This window comes from Hymenobacter edaphi (genome assembly GCF_003258365.1).
Lineage (GTDB): Bacteria > Bacteroidota > Bacteroidia > Cytophagales > Hymenobacteraceae > Solirubrum > Solirubrum edaphi.
Window position 1 is genome coordinate 81370 of sequence record NZ_QHKM01000001.1, and the last position, 19340, is coordinate 100709.

9 protein-coding genes are annotated in these 19340 nt (G+C 67.1%); all 9 read left to right on the top strand.

Annotation, left to right across the window (positions count from 1 at the left end; all coding sequences use genetic code 11):
- The first annotated feature begins 26 nt into the window (after positions 1-26).
- Entirely contained in the window at positions 27-3188 is a 3162-nt protein-coding gene (locus DLM85_RS00250) for a SusC/RagA family TonB-linked outer membrane protein (protein ID WP_111476069.1), read from the top strand.
- 45 nt (positions 3189-3233) lie between these two features.
- Entirely contained in the window at positions 3234-5006 is a 1773-nt protein-coding gene (locus DLM85_RS00255) for a RagB/SusD family nutrient uptake outer membrane protein (RefSeq protein ID WP_111476070.1), read from the top strand.
- A gap of 96 nt (positions 5007-5102) precedes the next feature.
- Positions 5103-7037 (top strand): sialate O-acetylesterase, encoded by a 1935-nt coding sequence (locus DLM85_RS00260; protein ID WP_111476071.1) that lies wholly within the window; start codon positions 5103-5105, stop codon positions 7035-7037.
- A gap of 410 nt (positions 7038-7447) precedes the next feature.
- Positions 7448-9649, top strand: coding sequence for a glycoside hydrolase family 3 N-terminal domain-containing protein (locus DLM85_RS00265; RefSeq protein WP_111476072.1), 2202 nt, complete (start codon positions 7448-7450; stop codon positions 9647-9649).
- Positions 9650-9757: 108 nt separating this feature from the next.
- Positions 9758-11641: an endo-1,4-beta-xylanase gene (locus DLM85_RS00270; RefSeq protein ID WP_111476073.1), complete on the top strand. Its 1884-nt coding sequence runs from the start codon at positions 9758-9760 to the stop codon at positions 11639-11641.
- 118 nt (positions 11642-11759) lie between these two features.
- A complete protein-coding gene (xylA, locus tag DLM85_RS00275; RefSeq protein ID WP_111476074.1) occupies positions 11760-13091 on the top strand; it encodes a xylose isomerase in 1332 nt (443 codons plus the stop codon).
- 154 nt (positions 13092-13245) lie between these two features.
- Entirely contained in the window at positions 13246-14853 is a 1608-nt protein-coding gene (locus DLM85_RS00280) for an alpha-N-arabinofuranosidase (protein WP_243635828.1), read from the top strand.
- Positions 14854-14917: 64 nt separating this feature from the next.
- The gene (locus tag DLM85_RS00285) at positions 14918-16030 is read left to right on the top strand and encodes an endo-1,4-beta-xylanase (protein ID WP_111477456.1); all 1113 of its coding nucleotides are present in this window, start codon (positions 14918-14920) and stop codon (positions 16028-16030) included.
- 238 nt (positions 16031-16268) lie between these two features.
- Positions 16269-18926 (top strand): glycosyl hydrolase 115 family protein, encoded by a 2658-nt coding sequence (locus DLM85_RS00290; protein ID WP_111476075.1) that lies wholly within the window; start codon positions 16269-16271, stop codon positions 18924-18926.
- Positions 18927-19340: the final 414 nt, after the last annotated feature.

Consider the following 19340-nt stretch of genomic DNA (forward strand, 5'->3'; position numbering starts at 1 on the left):
TTTCCACAATTCCCACTCTCACTTCCATGACTACACCTTTACGCAGAACGGCCCTGCACCTGAGCTGGCCGCTGCTGACGGCCGCGGCCCTGCCGCTGGCCTTTGCCGGGGCGCCGCTGAGCGCCGTGGCGCAAACGACCCAATCGGTATCGGGGCGCGTGACGGGCGCCGACGGCTCGGGCCTGCCAGGCGTGAGCGTGGTCGTGGCCGGCACCACGCAGGGCACCACCACCAACGCGGAGGGCGTCTACAACCTGCAGGGCGTGCCCACGGGTGCCACGCTCACCTACTCCTTCGTGGGCTACGCCACCCAGCGCGTGGCCGTGGCGGGCCGCAGCGCGGTGGACGTGAAGCTGCTGGAAGACGTGCAGAACATCAGTGAAGTGGTGGTGGTGGGCTACGGCACCCAGAAGAAAAGCCAGGTGACGGGCGCCATTTCGTCGGTGGACGAGCAGCAGCTGCGCGACGTGCCGGTGGCCAACATCGGCCAGGCCCTGCAGGGCCGCGCGGCGGGCGTCAACATCAGCAGCGCCAGCACCGTGCCCGGCCAGGCGCCGGTTATCCGCATCCGCGGCAACCGCTCCTTCGCCGGCTCCAACGACCCGCTGCTGGTGGTGGACGGCGTGCCCTTCGACGGGAGCCTGAACGACCTGAACCCCGACGACATTTCCTCGCTGGAAGTGCTGAAGGATGCCTCGGCCACGGCCATCTACGGGGCCCGCGGCGCCAACGGGGTTATCCTCATCACGACCAAGCGCGGCAAGGCCGGTGCCCCGCGCGCTACCTACAGCGCCTACTACGGCGTGAAGAAAGCCTACGGCGAGTATGACCTGCAGAACGGGCAGGAGTACTTCAACTTCCGCTCGGAGGCCTACCGCGCCGCCGGGCTGGACCCGAACACGGCCGCCGGCTTCCTCACCGACGACGAAAAGGCCAACCTGGCCGCGGGCCGCGACTTCGACTACCAGGACCTGCTGTACCAGAACGGGCGCATCCAGAACCACGCCCTGGGCCTGAGCGGCGGCACCGAGCAGACGCAGTACTCCGCCTCGCTGGGCTACTACGACGAAACCGCCATTGTGCCGGTGCAGGGCATCAAGCGCTACTCGTTGCGCGGCACCCTCGACCAGCAGGTGGGCAAGCGCGTGAAGGTGGGCCTGAACACGCTCAACAGCTTCACCCAGCAAAAGGACCCGGGCCTGAACAATATGTACAACATATTGACCTCCAGTCCGCTGGCTACGCCTTACAACCCCGACGGCACGCCCAAGCTCTACCCGGTGGACGGCGAAACGGCTTACTCGAACCCGCTGACCAACTACATTCCCAACGGCCGCCTGGACCAGCGCCGGCGCATCCGCACCTTCAACAGCCTGTACGCTCAGGTAAACATCTTCAAGGGGCTGGATTACCGTTTCAACCTGGGCCTGGACGCCCGCGCCGAGTTCAATGAAGGCTTCGGGGCCAGCGGCACCACCGGCCGCGGCGCCCAGCCAAGCGCGGCGTCGCGCTCGACCAACACCGCCTTCAACCTGCTGGCCGAGAATCTGCTGATCTACAACCGCACGTTTGCCGAGAAGCACGACGTGAACTTCACCGGGCTCTACAGCTGGCAGGGTTTCCGCAACGACGGCTTTGGCACCGGTGCCCAAAATCTGCTGGCCAACTACCAGCTGGCCTCCAACCTGGGCACCGGCACGCCGACCTCGGCCACCAGCTTCGAAGGCCGCTGGGACATCATTTCCTACATGGGCCGCCTGAACTACGCCTTCGACAACCGCTACTCCATTACGGGTACGGTGCGCGTGGATAAGTCGTCGCGCCTGGCGCCGGGCAACCAGGCCAAGGCCTTCCCCTCGGCGGCCGTGGCCTGGAACCTGGCCAACGAGTCGTTCCTGCAGGGCCAGGGCTGGCTGAGCGGCCTGAAGCTGCGCGCCAGCTACGGCCGCACCGGCAGCACCGCCGTGAACCCCTACCAGACGCTTGGCTCGCTCGGGACCGGGCTGGGCAACGGCTACTACAACTTCGGCGCCACCGGGGTGGCGGGCGTGCGCCCGGCCAGCATTCCGAACCCCAACCTGGGCTGGGAGTACACCGGCACCACCAACTTCGGCCTGGACTTCGGCTTCTTCGACAACCGCGTGAGCGGCTCGATTGAGGTGTACCAGCAGCGCACCAGCGACCTGCTGCTGCCCGACGCGCTGCCCACCGCCAGCGGCTACGGCTCGTTTACGCGCAACATCGGCAAAACCCAGAACCGCGGCCTGGAAGTAAGCCTGACCACGGTGAACGTGCGCACCGACAGCGGCTTCGAGTGGTCCTCGGACTGGAACTTCACCCGCAACCGCGAGGAGGTGCTGGACCTGGGCCTGGGCAAGGATGAAACCGGCAAGCAGCGCAGCGACATCAGCAACCAGCGCTTTATCGGCGAGCCGCTCTACGTGTTCTACGACTACAAGTACGGCGGCATCTGGCAGGCCGACGAGGCCACCGGCGCCACGCGGGCCGGCACCAAGGTCGGGCAGGTGAAAATTCAGGACCTGAACAACAACGGCGTGGTGGATGCGGGCGACCGGCAGATCATCGGTTCGCGCCAACCCAAGTTTGAGGCCGGCACCACGCAGCGCTTCCGCTTCAAAGGCTTCGATTTGAACGCGGTGGCCCTCACCCGGGTGGGCGCCACCATCATCGATCCGGTGCTCTACTCGCCCGGCTACTTCACCACCTACAGCGGCCGCCGCAACCAGGTGAACCTGCCGTACTGGACGCCCTCCACGCCCGACAACCGCTACCCGCAGCCCAACCAGTCGTACTTCGGCGACTTCGTGCCCAACGCCCAGTCGCTGGCGTACCTGAGCGGCACCTTCATCAAGGTGCGCAGCATCGACCTGGGCTACACCCTGCCGCAGAGCCTGATCGGGAAGGCCAAGATGAGCTCGGCCCGCATTTACGTGCAGGTGCAGAACCCGCTGATCTGGTCGCCGGAAGAGTACTTCCAGAACAACAAGGCCATCGACCCGGATGCGCTGTCCTACTCCACGCGCTTCAGCGGCAGCACCTCCGTCAACAACGGGGTGGCCTTCGCCGAGGGCGACCTGAACAGCGCCGTGAACAACGGCCTGGCCGGCCGGGGCGTGAACTATCCCACCACGCGCGCCTTCATCGTGGGCCTGAACGTGGGCTTCTAATTTCTTCCCTCAACTTTCCTGGCGCCCCCTGGTGCTACTTCCCCTATGAAAAAGCTACTATTTACCGGCACGGCCCTGGCGCTGCTCATGGCTACCGCCGGCTGCGACAAGGACACCCTGGTGGAAGACCCCCGCTCGGTACTGGTCCCGGGCTTCTTCGGCACCCCCGACGGGATTCAGGCCGGCCTGGTGGGCGTGTACTCGGGCCTGCGCAACATCACCGCCGACCAGGGCGGCTCGAACTTCATGTCGCAGGGCACCGATGAGTTCATGCGCGGCTTCGGCGCCTCCGACGGCTTCGAGGACTACAACGCGGGCCAGATGAGCTCCACCAACGGCACGGCCACCAACCTCTGGAACGCCTTCTACGGCAACATCAACACGGCCAACGGCGTGCTGCAGTACGCCGGCACGGTGCAGGGGCTGGCGCCGGCCACCGTAAACCAGATTGTGGCCGAAACCAAGGTGCTGCGGGCCTGGAACTACTTCTACCTGGTGCAGTCCTTCGGCGACGTGCCGCTGATGCTCAAGTTCGTGGATACGCCCACCAAGGACATCACGCGGGCGCCGCTGGCCGAGGTGTACAACGCCATCATCACCGACCTGAACGACGCGCTCAGCCCCACGACGGGCATCTCCAACACCGCCGCCCAGCCCGGCCGCGTGACGCGCGCCACGGCCCTGCACCTGCTGGCCAAGGTGCACCTGACCCGCGCCACCACCACGGCCCGCGCCAGCGACGACTACGCCAAGGCCGCCCAGTTTGCCGAGGAGCTGATCCGGGACGCCTCCGGCAAGTACAACAAGGGCCTGGAAACCGACCCGGCCCAGGTATTCGCCGAAGGCAACGAAAACGGCCGCGAGGTGCTGATGAACGTGCAGTTCAACGCCGACCCCGTCTTCACCGGCATTTCCGACAACGGCGCCGGCGGCGCCGGGCAGAACCAGACCAACTTCCTGTTCCGCGTCCGCTACGACCTGCTGCCGAACATGGCCCGCAGCGTCCAGTACGGCCGCCCCTTCGGCCGCCTGGGCTCCACGCCCTACCTGCTCGACTCCTACAAGCTGGCCAGCGAAACCACCCCGCGCCAGTGGCGCACCACCGACACGCGCTACGCCAAGTGGTTTTCCACGCTGTGGCTGGTGAATGGCATCGGCGGCAACGGCGGCACGGCCTTCAACCCCCGCGCCGTGGTGGGCGACACGGCCGCCTGGTACGCCGGCCGCGAGCTGACGGCCGCCGAGCAGACGCGCATCAACAACCGGCCCAACGGGCGCTACGTGGTGGGCACGCCCAGCACCTACACCACCAACTTCTCGCCCTACATCAACAAGTACGACGACGCCACCCGCGCGGCCGTCAACAACAGCTCCGACCGACCGCTGATTTTCTACCGCCTGTCGGAAACCTACCTGATTGCGGCCGAAGCCAACATGTACCTGGGCAACACCGCCCGGGCCGTCGACCAGATCAACGTTATCCGCCGCCGGGCCGCCGCCCCGGGCCGCACCGCCCAGATGGAAATTACCTCCTCGCAGCTCAACATCGACTTCATTCTCGATGAGCGCACGCGCGAGCTGTGCGGCGAGTTTACCCGCTGGTACGACCTGGTGCGCACCGGCAAGCTGGTAGAGCGCGTGCAGCGCAGCGTGCCGGCCTACGTGGGCTCCAAACCCGCGCCCATCCCCGGCAGCACCGACCAGTACGGCTCGAACGCGGCGGTCAACATCCGCCCCTTCCACGTGCTGCGCCCCATTCCGCAGCAGGAAATCGACCGCACCAGCGGCAAAATCACCCAGAACCCCGGCTACAACTAACGGTCCAGCCGGCGCCGGTAGCCCCGCCCGGGGCTGCCGGCGCCCGCCCGGGCTCCGGCCCGCTGATCTGCTCCCGCCTTCCGTTCCCCCCAACCCATGAAACCCACCACGCTTCTTTTCGCCGCCGGCAGCCTGCTGCTGAGCCCGCCCGCCGCCCACGCCGCCGTGCGCCTGCCCCGCCTCATCAGCGACGGGATGGTGTTGCAGCGCGGCGCGGCCGTGCCGGTGTGGGGCTGGGCCGATAGGGGAGAAGCCGTTACGCTGAGCTTCCAGGGCAAAACCTACCGCGCCACCGCTGGCCAGGACGGCAAGTGGCACGTGCAACTGCCGGCGCTCAAGCCCGGCGGGCCGTACTCGATGAGCATCAAGGCCAGCAACCAGCTGGAAGTGAAGGATATTCTCGTTGGTGACGTGTGGCTGTGCTCGGGGCAGTCGAACATGGAGCTGCCGATGGCGCGCGTCAAGGACAAGTACCCCGAGGTCATTGCGCAATCGGCTAATGCGCAGATCCGGCAGTTCGACGCGCCCACGCGCTACAGCTTCCGCGGCCCAGCCGCTGATTTGCCCAGTGGCCGCTGGACCGCGGCCGACCCCAAATCGGTGCTGCAGTTTACGGCCGTGGGTTATTTCTTCGCCCGGGAGCTGCACGCCAGGTACAAGGTGCCCATCGGCCTGATCCGGGCCGCGGTGGGCGGCTCCCCGGCCGAGTCGTGGCTGAGCGCCGAAGCCCTGAAGGCCTTTCCGCCCTACGAGCAGCGTGCCCGGCAAATCAAGGACAGCCTGTACGTAGAGGGCATCCGCCAGCAGGAGCGGGCCCGCGACCAGGCCTGGTACCGGCAGCTGCGCCAGCAGGACCAGGGCTTCAGCAAGGGCCAGACGCCGTGGTACGCCCCCGGCCTCGACGTGAGCGGCTGGCAGCCCTTCACCGTGCCCGGTTACTGGGCCAATCAGGGCCTGGCGGCCAACGGCGTGGTGTGGCTGCGCAAGGAAATTGAGGTGCCGGCCGCCATGGCGGGGCAGCCCGCCCGCCTGGAGCTGGGTACCATCGTCGATGCCGATTCGGTGTATTTGAACGGGCAGTTTGTGGGCACCACCGGCTACCAGTATCCGCCGCGCAAGTATGATCTGCCGGCCACGGTGCTGAAAGCGGGTAAGAACGTGCTGGTGGTGCGCGTCATCAACAGCGCGGGCCGCGGCGGCTTCACGCCCGACAAAACCTACGAGCTGCAGGCCGCCGGCCAAAAGGTGGATTTGCGCGGCCCCTGGCTGATGCGCCTCGGCGCCCGGATGGAGCCGCTCGGCGGCCCGACCTTCTGGCAGTGGCAGCCCGGGGTGCTCTACAACGGCATGGTGGCCCCGCTGGCGCCCTACGCCGTAAAGGGCGTCATCTGGTACCAGGGCGAGGCCAACACCAAGGCGCCCAAGGAGTACCTGCCGCTGATGAGCAGCCTGATTGGGGACTGGCGGCGCGCCTGGCAGCAGCCCCAGCTGCCCTTCCTCTACGTGCAGCTGGCCAACTTCATGGCCGTGAAGGAGCAGCCCACCGAAAGCAGCTGGGCCGAGCTGCGCGACCAGCAGCGCCGCACCCTGGCCGCGGTGCCCCGTACCGGCATGGCCGTGGCCATCGACCTGGGCGAGTGGAACGACATTCACCCGCTCGACAAGCAGACCGTGGGCCACCGCCTGGCCTTGCAGGCCGAGCGCGAAGCCTACGGCGAGAAAATAGCCGCCTCCGGGCCGCTGTACCAGGGCATGAACATCAGCGGCAACAAAGTCACGCTCCGCTTCAGCGAGCTGGGCGGCGGGCTGGTGGCCAAAGGCGGCGGCGCCCTGAAGCACTTCGCCATTGCCGGCCCCGACCAGCAGTGGCAGTGGGCGCAGGCCCGTATCGAGGGCGACAAGGTGGTCGTCTGGCACGAGCAGGTGCCCTCGCCCGTGGCCGTGCGCTACGCCTGGGCCGACAACCCCGAGGGCGCCAACCTCTACAACAAGGCCGGGCTGCCCGCCTCGCCCTTCCGCACCGATTTTTGATCTGAGAGAACCTGCGCCAGCCCTGAACGGCGGCGCACCAGGTACCAGGCGGCCGCGGCCGCCCGGTGAGCAGCCTTCGGAACCGGGGCGACCGGGCCGGCGGCGGGCGTGGGAACTCGCCGCCGGCTACGCACGCACTTGACGTCCGCTCGGGCGTCGGGGAACAGGGGAATGTGCCACCGCGGCCGTCCCGAATCCGAAGACTGCGCCACAGCCGGCCCCGTGGCCGGCGCTGGCCGCCGGCAGTTTCCGCCCGTCAGCCCACGGCTGGCGGCCGGGAGCTGCCGGCCTTGCCGGCGGCCTGGGGCCGCCTTCTGCTCTGCTGATTTCCGCCGTCGGCGGCGCTGCTGCGGCGTGGCCGCCGGCGGCCGCCAGGCCTCTGACTGCCCGCTTCGACCACTCGCCCGCCCATGACTGCCCACTACTTGCTGCCCCTCGCGCTGCTGCTGGCCGCCCCCGCCGTGGCCGTGCGCGCCCAGGCCCCGCAGGCCGTAGCCCCGCTGTACCTCGACCCGGCCCAGCCGCTCAACGCCCGCGTCAACGACTATATTGGCAAGCTGACCTTGGCCGAAAAGGCCGACCAGATGCTGTACAACAGCAAGGCCATCGAGCGGCTGAACGTGCCGGCCTACAACTGGTGGAACGAGGCCCTGCACGGCGTGGGCCGGGCCGGCGAGGCCACGGTGTTTCCGCAGGCCATCGGCCTGGGCGCCAGCTTCGACGAAAACCTGGCCCTGCGCGTATCCACGGCCATATCGGACGAGGCGCGGGCCATGTATAATACCGCCGTGGCCAGGGGGCACCGCCTGCGCTACAGCGGGCTGACCTTCTGGACGCCCAACGTGAACATCTTCCGCGACCCGCGCTGGGGCCGCGGGCAGGAAACCTACGGCGAAGACCCCTACCTGACCTCCCGCCTGGGCGTGGCCTTCGTGCGCGGGCTGCAGGGCAACGACCCGGCGCACCTGAAGGTGGCCGCCTGCGCCAAGCACTTCGCCGTGCACAGCGGCCCCGAGCGGCTGCGCCACGAGTTCAACGCCCAGGCCTCGCTGCACGATTTGCGCGAAACCTACCTGCCCGCCTTCCAGGCGCTGGTGCAGGAGGGCCAGGTGGAAGCGGTGATGTGCGCCTACAACGCCACCAACGGCGAACCGTGCTGCGCCAATCAGTTTCTGCTCAACACGGTGCTGCGGCAGGAGTGGAAATTCCGCGGCCACGTGGTGTCCGACTGCTGGGCCCTGAACGACTTCTTTCAGGGCCACAACGTGGTGAAAACGCCCGCCGAGGCCGCCGCGCTGGCGGTGAGCCGGGGCGTCAACCTGGACTGCGGCAACGTGGCGCCCTACCTGCCCGAGGCCGTGCAGCAGGGGCTCATCCGCGAAACCCAGATCGACAGCTCCCTGGCCGTGCTGCTGCGCACCCGCTTCCGCCTGGGCCTCTTCGACCCGGCCGGCAGCTCGCCCTACGATAAGATTCCGGCCTCGGTCGTCAACAGCGCCGAGCACCGCGCCCTGGCCCGGGAGGCGGCCGTGAAGTCGATGGTGCTGCTGAAGAACAACGGCGTGCTGCCGCTGCGCAACGATTTGCCGATGTACTTCGTGACCGGGCCCAACGCCAGCAACCTGGAGGCGCTGCTCGGCAACTACTACGGCGTGAACCGCAACATGACCACCATCCTGGAGGGCCTGGTGGGCGGGGCGGCGGCCGGCAGCCAGGTGCAGTACCGCCAGGGCACCCTGCTCGACCGGCCCAACCAGAATCCCATCGACTGGACCACCAAGGCCGCCCAGGAAGCCGACGCGACCTTCGTGGTGCTGGGCATCAACGGGCTGATGGAAGGGGAGGAGGGCGAGTCGATTTCCTCCACGACCTACGGCGACCGGCTCGACTACAACCTGCCGGTAAACCAGCTGGAATTTCTGCGCAAGCTGCGTAAGGACAACAAAAAGCCCATCGTGGCCATCATCACCGGCGGCTCGCCCATGAACCTGCAGGAGGTGCACGAGCTGGCCGACGCGGTGCTGCTGGCCTGGTACCCGGGCGAGGAAGGCGGCAACGCCGTGGCCGACCTGGTGTTCGGCAAAGCCGCGCCCTCGGGCAAGCTGCCGATTACCTTCCCCAAGAGCCTCGACCAGCTGCCCGCCTACGAGGCCTACGGCATGCAGGGGCGCACCTACCGCTACATGACGGCCGAGCCGATGTATCCCTTCGGCTTCGGGCTGAGCTACGCCACCTTCACCTATTCGGGCCTGAAGCTGCCCCGGAAAGCCGCCAAAGGCAAGCCGGTGGACGTGGAAGTGACCGTGACCAACACCGGCAGCGTGGCCGGCGAGGAAGTGGTGCAGCTCTACCTCACGCACACCGCCCCGAAAGGCCAGCCCAACCCGCTGTACTCGCTGAAAAGCTTCCGCCGGGTGCCGCTGGCCCCGGGCGCCCGCCAAACGGTGCGCTTCACCCTCACGCCCGAGCAGCTGGCCCGCATCGACGAGCAGGGGCGCCGCGTGGCGCCCACCGGGCCGGTGACGCTGGCCGTGGGCGGCGCCCTGCCCTCGGCCCGCAGCCAGCAGCTGGGCGCCGCCGCCCCGGCCACGGCCCAGCTGACGCTGCAATAACGCTACCTGCGCTGCTAAAGAGCCGGTTCGGGCTCTTGGCTCCGTTCGATTACTGACATCAACCCCACCGAGGCCCGCTCCGGGCCCGCATTTCCACAATCCCCACCAATGAAATCAACTTCTACGCTATTCCTCGGCGTACTCGGGCTGCTGAGCCTGGGCGCCACCTCCCATGCGCAGGCGCAGAACGCGCCCGTGTCGCAGCAGGCCGAAGCCGGCACGCTGGGCGCCGACTGGCTGAGCCAGACGGCCAGCGGCGTGCAGTACGTGACTATCACGCCCACGGCCACCATCAACGCCCAGAACCCCGGCACGGCGGCGCGCGTCATCACCTACTCGGTGACCTTTCCGGGCCCCGGCACCTACGACCTGTACGTGCGCATGCGGGTGAATGCGGGCGGGGCCAACGACGACAGCTTCTATTACGCCAGCGGCTTCGGCAGCAAGTCGCCCACCAACGACAACGACTGGATTACCTGCAACAACCTCTTCAACGTGGGCTACAGCAGCGGCAGCCTGCCCGTCGACCAGGGCGGCCCGGCCGGCACCGGCGTGTGGAAGTGGGTGAACATGTCGAAGTACAGCTACAGCGAGACGCCGGTGTCGTTTACGGTGGCCGCCGGCGCCCTCACGCAGACCTTCCAGCTCGGCGCGCGTGAAGACGGCTTCGACATCGACAAGCTGGTGTTTGGGCAGACGGGCCTCTACTTCACTCCGGCCCAGCTCGACGCGGGCCAGCAGGGCACGACCACGCCGCCCGTCACCTTTACGCCCACCGGCCCGCCCATGGCCCAGGGCAAGCCCAAGTACCTGGGCGGCGTGTGGAGCCCCGCGCAGAAGCTGTTCTTCAACCGCTATTTCAACCAGGTAACGCCCGAAAACGCGGGCAAATGGGGCTCGGTGGAGGGCACCCGCAACCAGATGAACTGGGCCGAGCTGGACTCGACCTACGCCCTGGCCCAGCGCCAGGGCATCCCGTTCAAGATGCACACGCTGATCTGGGGCCAGCAGCAGCCGGTCTGGATCGAAACCCTGAGCAACGCCGACCAGCTGGCCGAAATCAACGAGTGGTTTCAGGCCGTGGCCCAGCGCTACCCCAACATTGCGCAGATCGAGGTGGTGAACGAGGCGCTGAACGATTTGCCCCTCAACGGCTCGACCGGCAACAACGGCCCGAACACGCCCGGTAGCGGCGCCGGCAACTACTACAACGCCCTCGGCGGGGCCGGCACCACCGGCTGGGACTGGGTCATCACCTCGTTCACGCTGGCCCGGCAGTACTTCCCCAACGCCCAGCTGCTGATCAACGACTACGGCGTCATCACCAGCAGCAGCAATACGCAGCGCTACCTCTCGCTGATCAACCTGCTCACGGCCCGCAACCTGGTGGACGGCGTGGGCATTCAGGGCCACGCGTTTGAGACGCGCGGCATTCCGGCTGCCACGCTGGCGGCCAACCTGACCACGCTGGCCGCGGCCGGCAAGCCGCTCTACATCACCGAGCTGGACATCGACGGGGTGGACGCGAGCAGCAACCTCGACGACGCCATTCAGCTGGCCGAGTACCAGCGCATCTTCCCCACTTTGTGGACGCACCCGGGCGTGAAGGGCATCACCCTGTGGGGCTACCGCCCCGGGCACTGGCGCACCGCCCAGGGCGCCTACCTGGCCAACGCCGACAACACCGAGCGCGCGGCCTTTGTGTGGCTGCAGAACTACGTGCGCACCACCGTGCTGCGTGCCAAAAACGGCCAGGAAACCACCGTGCGCCTCTTCCCAAACCCGACGGCCGACGGCCGCTTCAGCCTGAGCGGCACCCAGAATAGCACGCAGCTGCGCATCGTCGACCGGCTGGGGCGCGCCGTGCACCAGCAGGCCCTGCGCCAGCAGCCGGTGGTGGACTTGCAGCTGCGGCTGGCCGCCGGCCTTTACGTGGTGCAGCTCACCGGGCAGGACGGCAGCCTGATTACCAGTAAGCTGCTGGTGGAATAGGCCCGCCGAACTTCAGGTTTCCGGGCCGGTGGCTACCCGCCGAAGGTGAGTGCGGCGGTCGGCCGCCGGCTCCGGGACCCTGACCAGCAACGACCCAACTCTTTTTTCTTTCCCCATCATGGCGCTGAGCACGCTGACCCAGACCGAGTATTTCAAGGGCATCCAGCCCATCAAGTTCGAAGGCCGCGAATCGGACAACCCGCTGGCCTTCAAGTGGTACGACGCCACCCGCGTGGTGGCCGGCAAGACCATGCAGGAGCACCTGCGCTTCGCCACGGCCTACTGGCACACCTTCGTGGGCACCGGCGGCGACCCGTTCGGCCCCGGCACCCGGCAGTTTGCCTGGGACCGGCAGCCGGACATCCTCGGCCGCGCCCGCGACAAGATGGATGCGGCCTTCGAGTTCTTCACCAAAATCGGCACGCCCTACTACTGCTTCCACGACGTGGACCTGGTGGACGAGGGCGCTTCGCTGCGCGCGTACGAAAGCAACCTGGCCGCCATCGTGGACTACGCCCGGCAGCAGCAGCAGGAGACGGGCGTGAAACTGCTCTGGGGTACGGCCAACGTGTTTTCCAACCCGCGCTACATGAACGGCGCCAGCACCAACCCCGACTTTCAGGTGCTGGCCCACGCCGGCACGCAGGTGCTCAATGCCCTGGACGCGACCATCGCGCTGGGCGGCGAGAACTACGTGTTCTGGGGCGGGCGCGAGGGCTACATGACCCTGCTCAACACCGACATGAAGCGCGAGCTGGCGCACATGGGTCGCTTCCTGACGATGGCCCGCGACTACGCCCGCAAGCAGGGCTTCACCGGCAAGTTTTTCATCGAGCCCAAGCCGGCCGAGCCCACCAAGCACCAGTACGACTTCGACGCGGCCACCGTCATTGGCTTCCTCAAGGAGTACGGCCTGCAGGACGATTTCATGCTGAACCTGGAAGTAAACCACGCCACGCTGGCCGGCCACACCTTCCAGCACGAGCTGCAAGTGGCGGCTGATGCCAACATGCTCGGCTCGATGGACGCCAACCGCGGCGACTACCAAAACGGCTGGGACACCGACCAGTTTCCGGTGAACCTGAACGAGCTGACCGAATCCATGCTCATCATCCTGGAGCACGGCGGCTTCCGGCACGGCGGCATCAACTTCGACGCCAAAACCCGCCGCAACTCCACCGACCTGGAGGACATTTTCATTGCCCACATCGGCGGCATGGACGCCTTTGCCCGCGCCCTGGTGGTGGCCCACGACATTCTGGAAAAGTCGCCCTACCGGCAGTTCCGCCAGCAGCGCTACGCCTCCTTCGACTCGGGCGACGGTGCGGCTTTTGAGCAAGGCCAGCTGACCTTGGAAGACCTGCGCCGCATTGCCCACGCGCACGGCGAACCGACGCCGCGCAGCGGCAAGCAGGAGTGGCTGGAAAACATCATCAACCAATACATCTAACCCCGTGCTGCGAATCTCATTCCCCGGCTTCCGTAGTTGCGAGCGTGGAAGCATAGCCGCGCTAGGGCGCAGGGCGGCGCTGCATCTCGGCTTATCTGCTCGGCCGCGGGCAACGCGCCGTTCCCAAGCCCTGACGTCTGGCACCCCCTCTCTTTTGGAGAGGGGGCCGGGGGGTGAGGCTTCACGTCTGCGCCAGTTTACGGCCGCCCTGGCGCTGCTGACGCTCACGGCCCCGGCGGCCCTGGCCCAGCAGCCCGTGCAGCTGACGGTGCAGCCCGCGCCGGCCGCCAAACCCGTCATCAGCCGCCACATCTACGGGCACTTCGCCGAGCACCTGGGCCGCTGCGTGTACGACGGCTTCTGGGCCGACCCCGCGCTGAACGTGCCCAAGCAGGGGCGCATCCGGATGGACATTGTGGAGGCGCTGCGCAAAATCAAGGTGGCCAACCTGCGCTGGCCCGGCGGCTGCTTTGCCGACGCTTACCACTGGCGCGACGGGGTGGGGCCCACGGCGCAGCGCCCGCGCACCATCAATACCTGGTGGGGCGACGCGGTGGAGGACAATAGCTTCGGCACGCACGAGTTTCTGGAGCTCTGCCAGCTGCTCGGCGCCGAGCCCTACCTGGCGGCCAACGTGGGCAGCGGCACGGTGCAGGAAATGGCCAACTGGATGGAGTACCTGAACTCCAACGCCGACACCCCGCTCACCCAGCAGCGCCGCCAGAACGGCCACCCCGCGCCCTACGGCGTGACCATGTGGGGCATCGGCAACGAAAGCTGGGGCTGCGGCGGCAACATGACGCCCGCCTACTACACCGACGTGTACAAGCGCTACGCCACCTTCGCTCACAATTACCCCGGCTCGCCGCCCCTGAAGCGCATCGTGAGCGGGGCCAACGGCGACGACCCGGCCTGGACGGAGACGTGCATGAAAAACATCCCGCTCAATATGATGTGGGGCCTCACGCTGCACCAGTACACGCTGCCGACCGGCGACTGGGGCAAGAAAGGCCCCGCCACCGGCTTCGGCGAGGCCGAGTACTTCAGCACGGTGCGCAACTGCCTGCGCATGGACGCCATCGTGGCCAAGCACGCGGCCATCATGGACAAGTACGACCCCAAAAAGCAGGTGGCGCTGCTGGTGGACGAGTGGGGCGTGTGGACCGACGTGGAGCCGGGTACCAACCCCGGCTTTCTGTACCAGCAGAACAGCCTGCGCGACGCGCTGGTGGCCGGCACCACGCTCAACATCTTCAACAACCACTGCGAGCGGGTGCGCGGGGCCAACCTGGCCCAGGCCGTGAACGTGCTGCAGGCCCTCATCCTGACCGACAAGGAGCGGATGCTGCTCACGCCCACCTACCACGTCTTCGACCTCTACCAGGTGCACCAGGACGCGGAGTGGCTGCCGCTGCAATTTCAGAGCCCCGACTACGCGCTCAGTGGCGAGAAAATCCCGGCCCTGAACGCCTCGGCCTCCCGCGACAAAAACGGTGCGGTGCACATTTCGCTGGTCAACCTCAACCCCAACCAGGCCCTGACGCTGGAAACCCGCCTGCCCGGCATCAGCTGGAAAGCCGTGAGCGGCCGCCTCCTGACCTCGGCCAACGTCGGCGACTACAACTCCTTCGCGCAGCCCAACCGCGTGCAGCTGGCCGACTTCAAGGGGGCCAAAAAACGCGGCGAACAGCTCGTGGTGACGCTGCCGCCCAAATCGGTGGTGGTGCTGGAGCTGACCGACGCGGGCAAGCCCCGCTCCTGATTCTTGCGCAATTTCTCTAGTACGTCACGCGGTGACTGCGTTCGGCATGACGGTCTTCACAACCATGAAAAGAAATAACCTGCCAGCCCACCAGGGCCGTTTTGCTCACCGCCTGCTGCTTTTCGGCCTGCTATTGGGCAGCACCACGCTGCTCAGCAGCCAGCACTCCGCGGCCGATAAGGGCCTGAAAGACTACTACAAAGACTATTTTCCCGTCGGGGTGGCCGTGGGGCCGCAGTCGTTGCAGGGCGAGGAAGCCGCGCTCATCAGGGCGCAGTTCAACAGCGTGACGCCCGAAAACGCCATGAAGATGGGGCCGATTCACCCGGAGGAAAACCGCTACTTCTGGGACGACGCCGACGCCATTGTGGGCTTCGCGCAGGCCAATAAGCTGCGCGTGCGCGGCCACAACCTGCTCTGGCACGAGCAGACGCCCAAGTGGCTGTTCAAGGACGCGCAGGGCAAGCAAGTGTCGAAAGACGTGTTGCTGGCCCGCCTGAAAAGCCACATCGAAACGGTGGTGAAGCGCTACAAGGGCAGGATTTACGCCTGGGACGTGGTCAACGAAGCCATCAGCGACAACCCGCAGGAGTTTCTGCGCAACTCGGAGTGGTACCGCATCTGCGGCGACGAGTTCATCGCGAAGGCCTTCGAGTACGCCCACGCCGCCGACCCGCAGGCCGTGCTCTTCTACAACGACTACAACACCGAGCGGCCCGAAAAGCGTGAGCGGGTGTACCGCCTGCTCAAGCAGCTCCGCGACGCCAACGTACCCGTGCACGGCGTGGGTTTGCAGGGCCACTGGTCCATCTTCGAGCCTTCCGAACAGGAGCTGCGCCAGGCCATCGAGCGGTTCGCGTCGTTGGGCCTGCAGGTGCAGATAACGGAGCTGGACGTGTCGGTGTACCCCTGGGAAAAGGAGCGGCGCGCCAAGCGGCCCGGCGAAGCGGACGCCTACACGGCGGAGCTGGAGCAGAAGCAGGCGGCGCAGTACCAGCTGTTTTTCCGCGTGTTCCGCGACTACCGCAAGCAGCTCACCGGCGTCACGTTCTGGAACGTGTCGGACCGCTACTCCTGGCTGGATACCTACCCCGTGGCCGGCCGCAAAAACTACCCGTTGCTCTTCGACCAGCAGCTGCGGCCCAAAAAGGCTTACCAGGCGGTGGTGAAGTTTTAGAAACCAGAGGATTGGAGCCGGTTTACCTCCTCCGCTGCTTCCGCGCATCAAGCGGCGTGGGGCTAGGGATGGTTGATCCGCCGCCAGAACGATGCAACAAGCACGTCCTGTCGAGCTTGCCGAGACATCTCGCGTGCTGATGCCCGGCAGTAATCTTTTAGCTCTGACTCTGTTCTTTCACCCCACCCCAACCCTTCCTCCTCTGAGGAGGGGAGCTAGTTTTAGCTTCCGTATTCCGATGACCGTTTCTCCTTCCGTGTTTCTCCGCCGAATCTGGCTGCCGCTGCTGCTCCTGCTGCTGACGGCCGCTGCGCCCGCCCTGGCCGGCTCCGCCGTGCCCGGCGCCGAAACCTACGTCAGTCCCGATAGGGGCAAGGGCCGCTTTCCGCTGGTGGCCGGCGGCCAGGCGGCCCCGCTGTTTGCCAGCGCCCAGGACTGGCCCGGCGTGCTGCGCGCCGCCCGCGACCTGCAAGCCGACATTCAGCGCGTGACCGGCCGGCAACCCGCGCTCAGTACCGAAAAAGCCCCGGCCGGCCAGCAGGTCGTCCTCATCGGCACGGTGGGCAAAAGTCCGCTGATCGACCAGCTGATCCGAACGAAGAAGCTCGATGCCGGCGGCCTGGCCGGCCAGTGGGAAACCTTCGTGGTGCAGACGGTGGACAAGCCGATGGCCGGCGTCGAGCGGGCCCTGGTGGTGGCCGGCAGCGACAAGCGCGGCACGATCTACGGCATCTACGACTTGTCGCAGCAGATGGGCGTGTCGCCGTGGTACTGGTGGGCCGACGTGCCGGTGACGCCGCAGAAGGCCCTGTACGTGCTGCCCGGCCGCCACACCCTGGGCGCGCCGGCGGTGAAGTACCGCGGCATCTTCATCAACGACGAGGCGCCTGCGCTGCAGGGCTGGGCCCGGGAGAAGTTCGGCGGCGTCAACTCCAAGATGTACGCCCACATGTTCGAGCTGATTCTGCGCCTGCGCGGCAACTACCTCTGGCCGGCCATGTGGGGCAACATGTTCAACGTGGACGACCCGCAGAATCCGGTGCTGGCCGACGAGTACGGCATCGTGATGGGTACCTCGCACCACGAGCCGCTCACCCGCGCCCACGAGGAATGGAAGCACCGCGGCCAGGGCCCTTGGAACTACCAGACCAACGCCGAGACGCTGCGCGAGTTCTGGCGCGGCGGCGTGCGGCGCATGGGCTCGCGCGAAAACATCCTGAGCATCGGCATGCGCGGCGACGGCGACGAGCCCATGAGCCAGGAAAGCAACATTGCCCTGCTGGAGCGCATCGTGGCCGATCAGCGCAACATCATTGCCGAGGAAACCGGCAAGCCCGCCGAGCAGACGCCCCAGCTCTGGGCCCTCTACAAGGAAGTGCAGGACTACTACGACCGCGGCATGCGCGTACCCGACGACGTGACCCTGCTGCTCTGCGACGACAACTGGGGCAACCTGCGCAAGCTGCCCAAAGCGGGGGAGAAGCCCCGGCGCGGCGGCTACGGCATCTACTACCACTTCGACTACGTGGGCGGCCCGCGCAACTACAAGTGGCTGAACACGAACCCGCTGCCGCGCATCCGGGAGCAGATGCACCTGGCCCACGCGCACGGGGCCAACCAGATCTGGATTGTGAACGTGGGCGACCTAAAGCCCATGGAGCTGCCCATCAGCTTCTTCCTCGACTACGCCTGGAACCCCGACCGCATCGGCGCCGCCCAGGTGGCCGCGTACACCCAGCGGTGGGCCCGGCAGCAGTTCGGACCGCAACACGAAGCCGCCATCGGCGACATGCTGGCCCGCTACGCCAAGTACAACGCCCGCCGCAAGCCCGAGCTGCTCGACGCCGATACCTACAGCCTCACGAATTACGCCGAGTGGCCGACGGTAATGGCCGACTGGCAGCAGCTGCGCCAGCAGGCCGAAGCCGTGAACCAGCAGCTGCCCGCCGCCCAGCGCGACGCGTACTTCCAGCTGGTGCTGCATCCCATCCTGGCCTCGGCCAACCTCAACGAGCTGTACTACACGGTAGCCCAAAACCGCGCCGCCGCCAAAGCCGGCGCAGCCAACACCAACGCGCTGGCCGAGCAGGCCAAGGCCCTGTTTGCCCGGGACGCCGAAATCAAGCAGCGCTACCACGCCCTGGCCGGCGGCAAATGGAACCACATGATGGACCAGACGCACATCGGCTACACCTACTGGCAGCAGCCGCCCGTGGATAAAATGCCCGAAGTGCTGACCCTGCCAGCCGATAAAACCACGGCGCTGGCCGAGCCCACCGTTGCGGCCGCTGCAAATAAGGCGCAGCCGGTGCTGGCCCGGCCGCAGCCCGCAGCAGCTGGCACCGGTGCATTCGCCGAGGCCGGCGGCTACGTGAGCATCGAGGCGGAGCACTACAGCCGGGCCGTGGACGCGGGCGGGGTGCAGTGGCAGGTACTGCCCGATTTGGGCCGCACCCTCTCGGCCGTCACGACGGTGCCCGTCACCGCCCCGGCCGCGCTGCCCGCCGCCGGCTCGCCCTGCCTGGAGTATCGGGTGCAGCTCAGCCGCCCCGGCCCCGTGACGGTGCAGGCCTACCTGGCCCCGACGCTCAACTTCCCCGGCGGCCCGGGCCTGCGTTACGCCGTGTCGTTCGACGACGAGCCGCCGCAACTCGTCAACCTGCACCCCGGCCTGGTGGCCGACAACGGCAACCGCCCCTGGGAGCAGGCTGTGGCCCAGAACATCCTGCTCAAGGAGTCGAAGCACACGCTGACCAGGGCCGGCGAGCATACCCTGAAGTTCTGGCGCGTCGACCCCGGCGTGGTGCTCGAAAAGCTGGTCATCGACGCGGGCGGGCTACAGCCGAGTTACCTCGGTCCGCCCGAAAGCCCGCGCCACGGGGCCGGCACTCCGTGAGCGGGGCCGCGGGCTACTGGTAGGGGCGGGGCGGCAGGGCGCCACCGCCCGGGAAAGTGAGCCACTGGCTCACTTTTTTTATTGTTTGTTATCCGCTGCGCAAACGTTTGCAGTGGCCGATTTGCGGGCTTTGGCGCTGCAAATACGTGACAAATTGGTGTGTGCTAAGCGTACAGCTGTCTGCCTAAAATGCCTTTTGCGGCGTGTGGAGCAAGTTTTTGCCCTTGCTTTTGGCTAACAACGCACCTAGCTTTGACCACCCTGAGCCCCTGAACGGCCGCCGCGGCCGCCCGCCGCCGGCCTTTTCCCCAACCCCGGCCAGGGCTTCCCGCTCTTCCTGCTTCGCGGCGGTACGGCCGGCTTCTCGCCCGCGCCCCGCCGCCCCGCCGACGGCTGCGTCGGCAATGGTTGCTG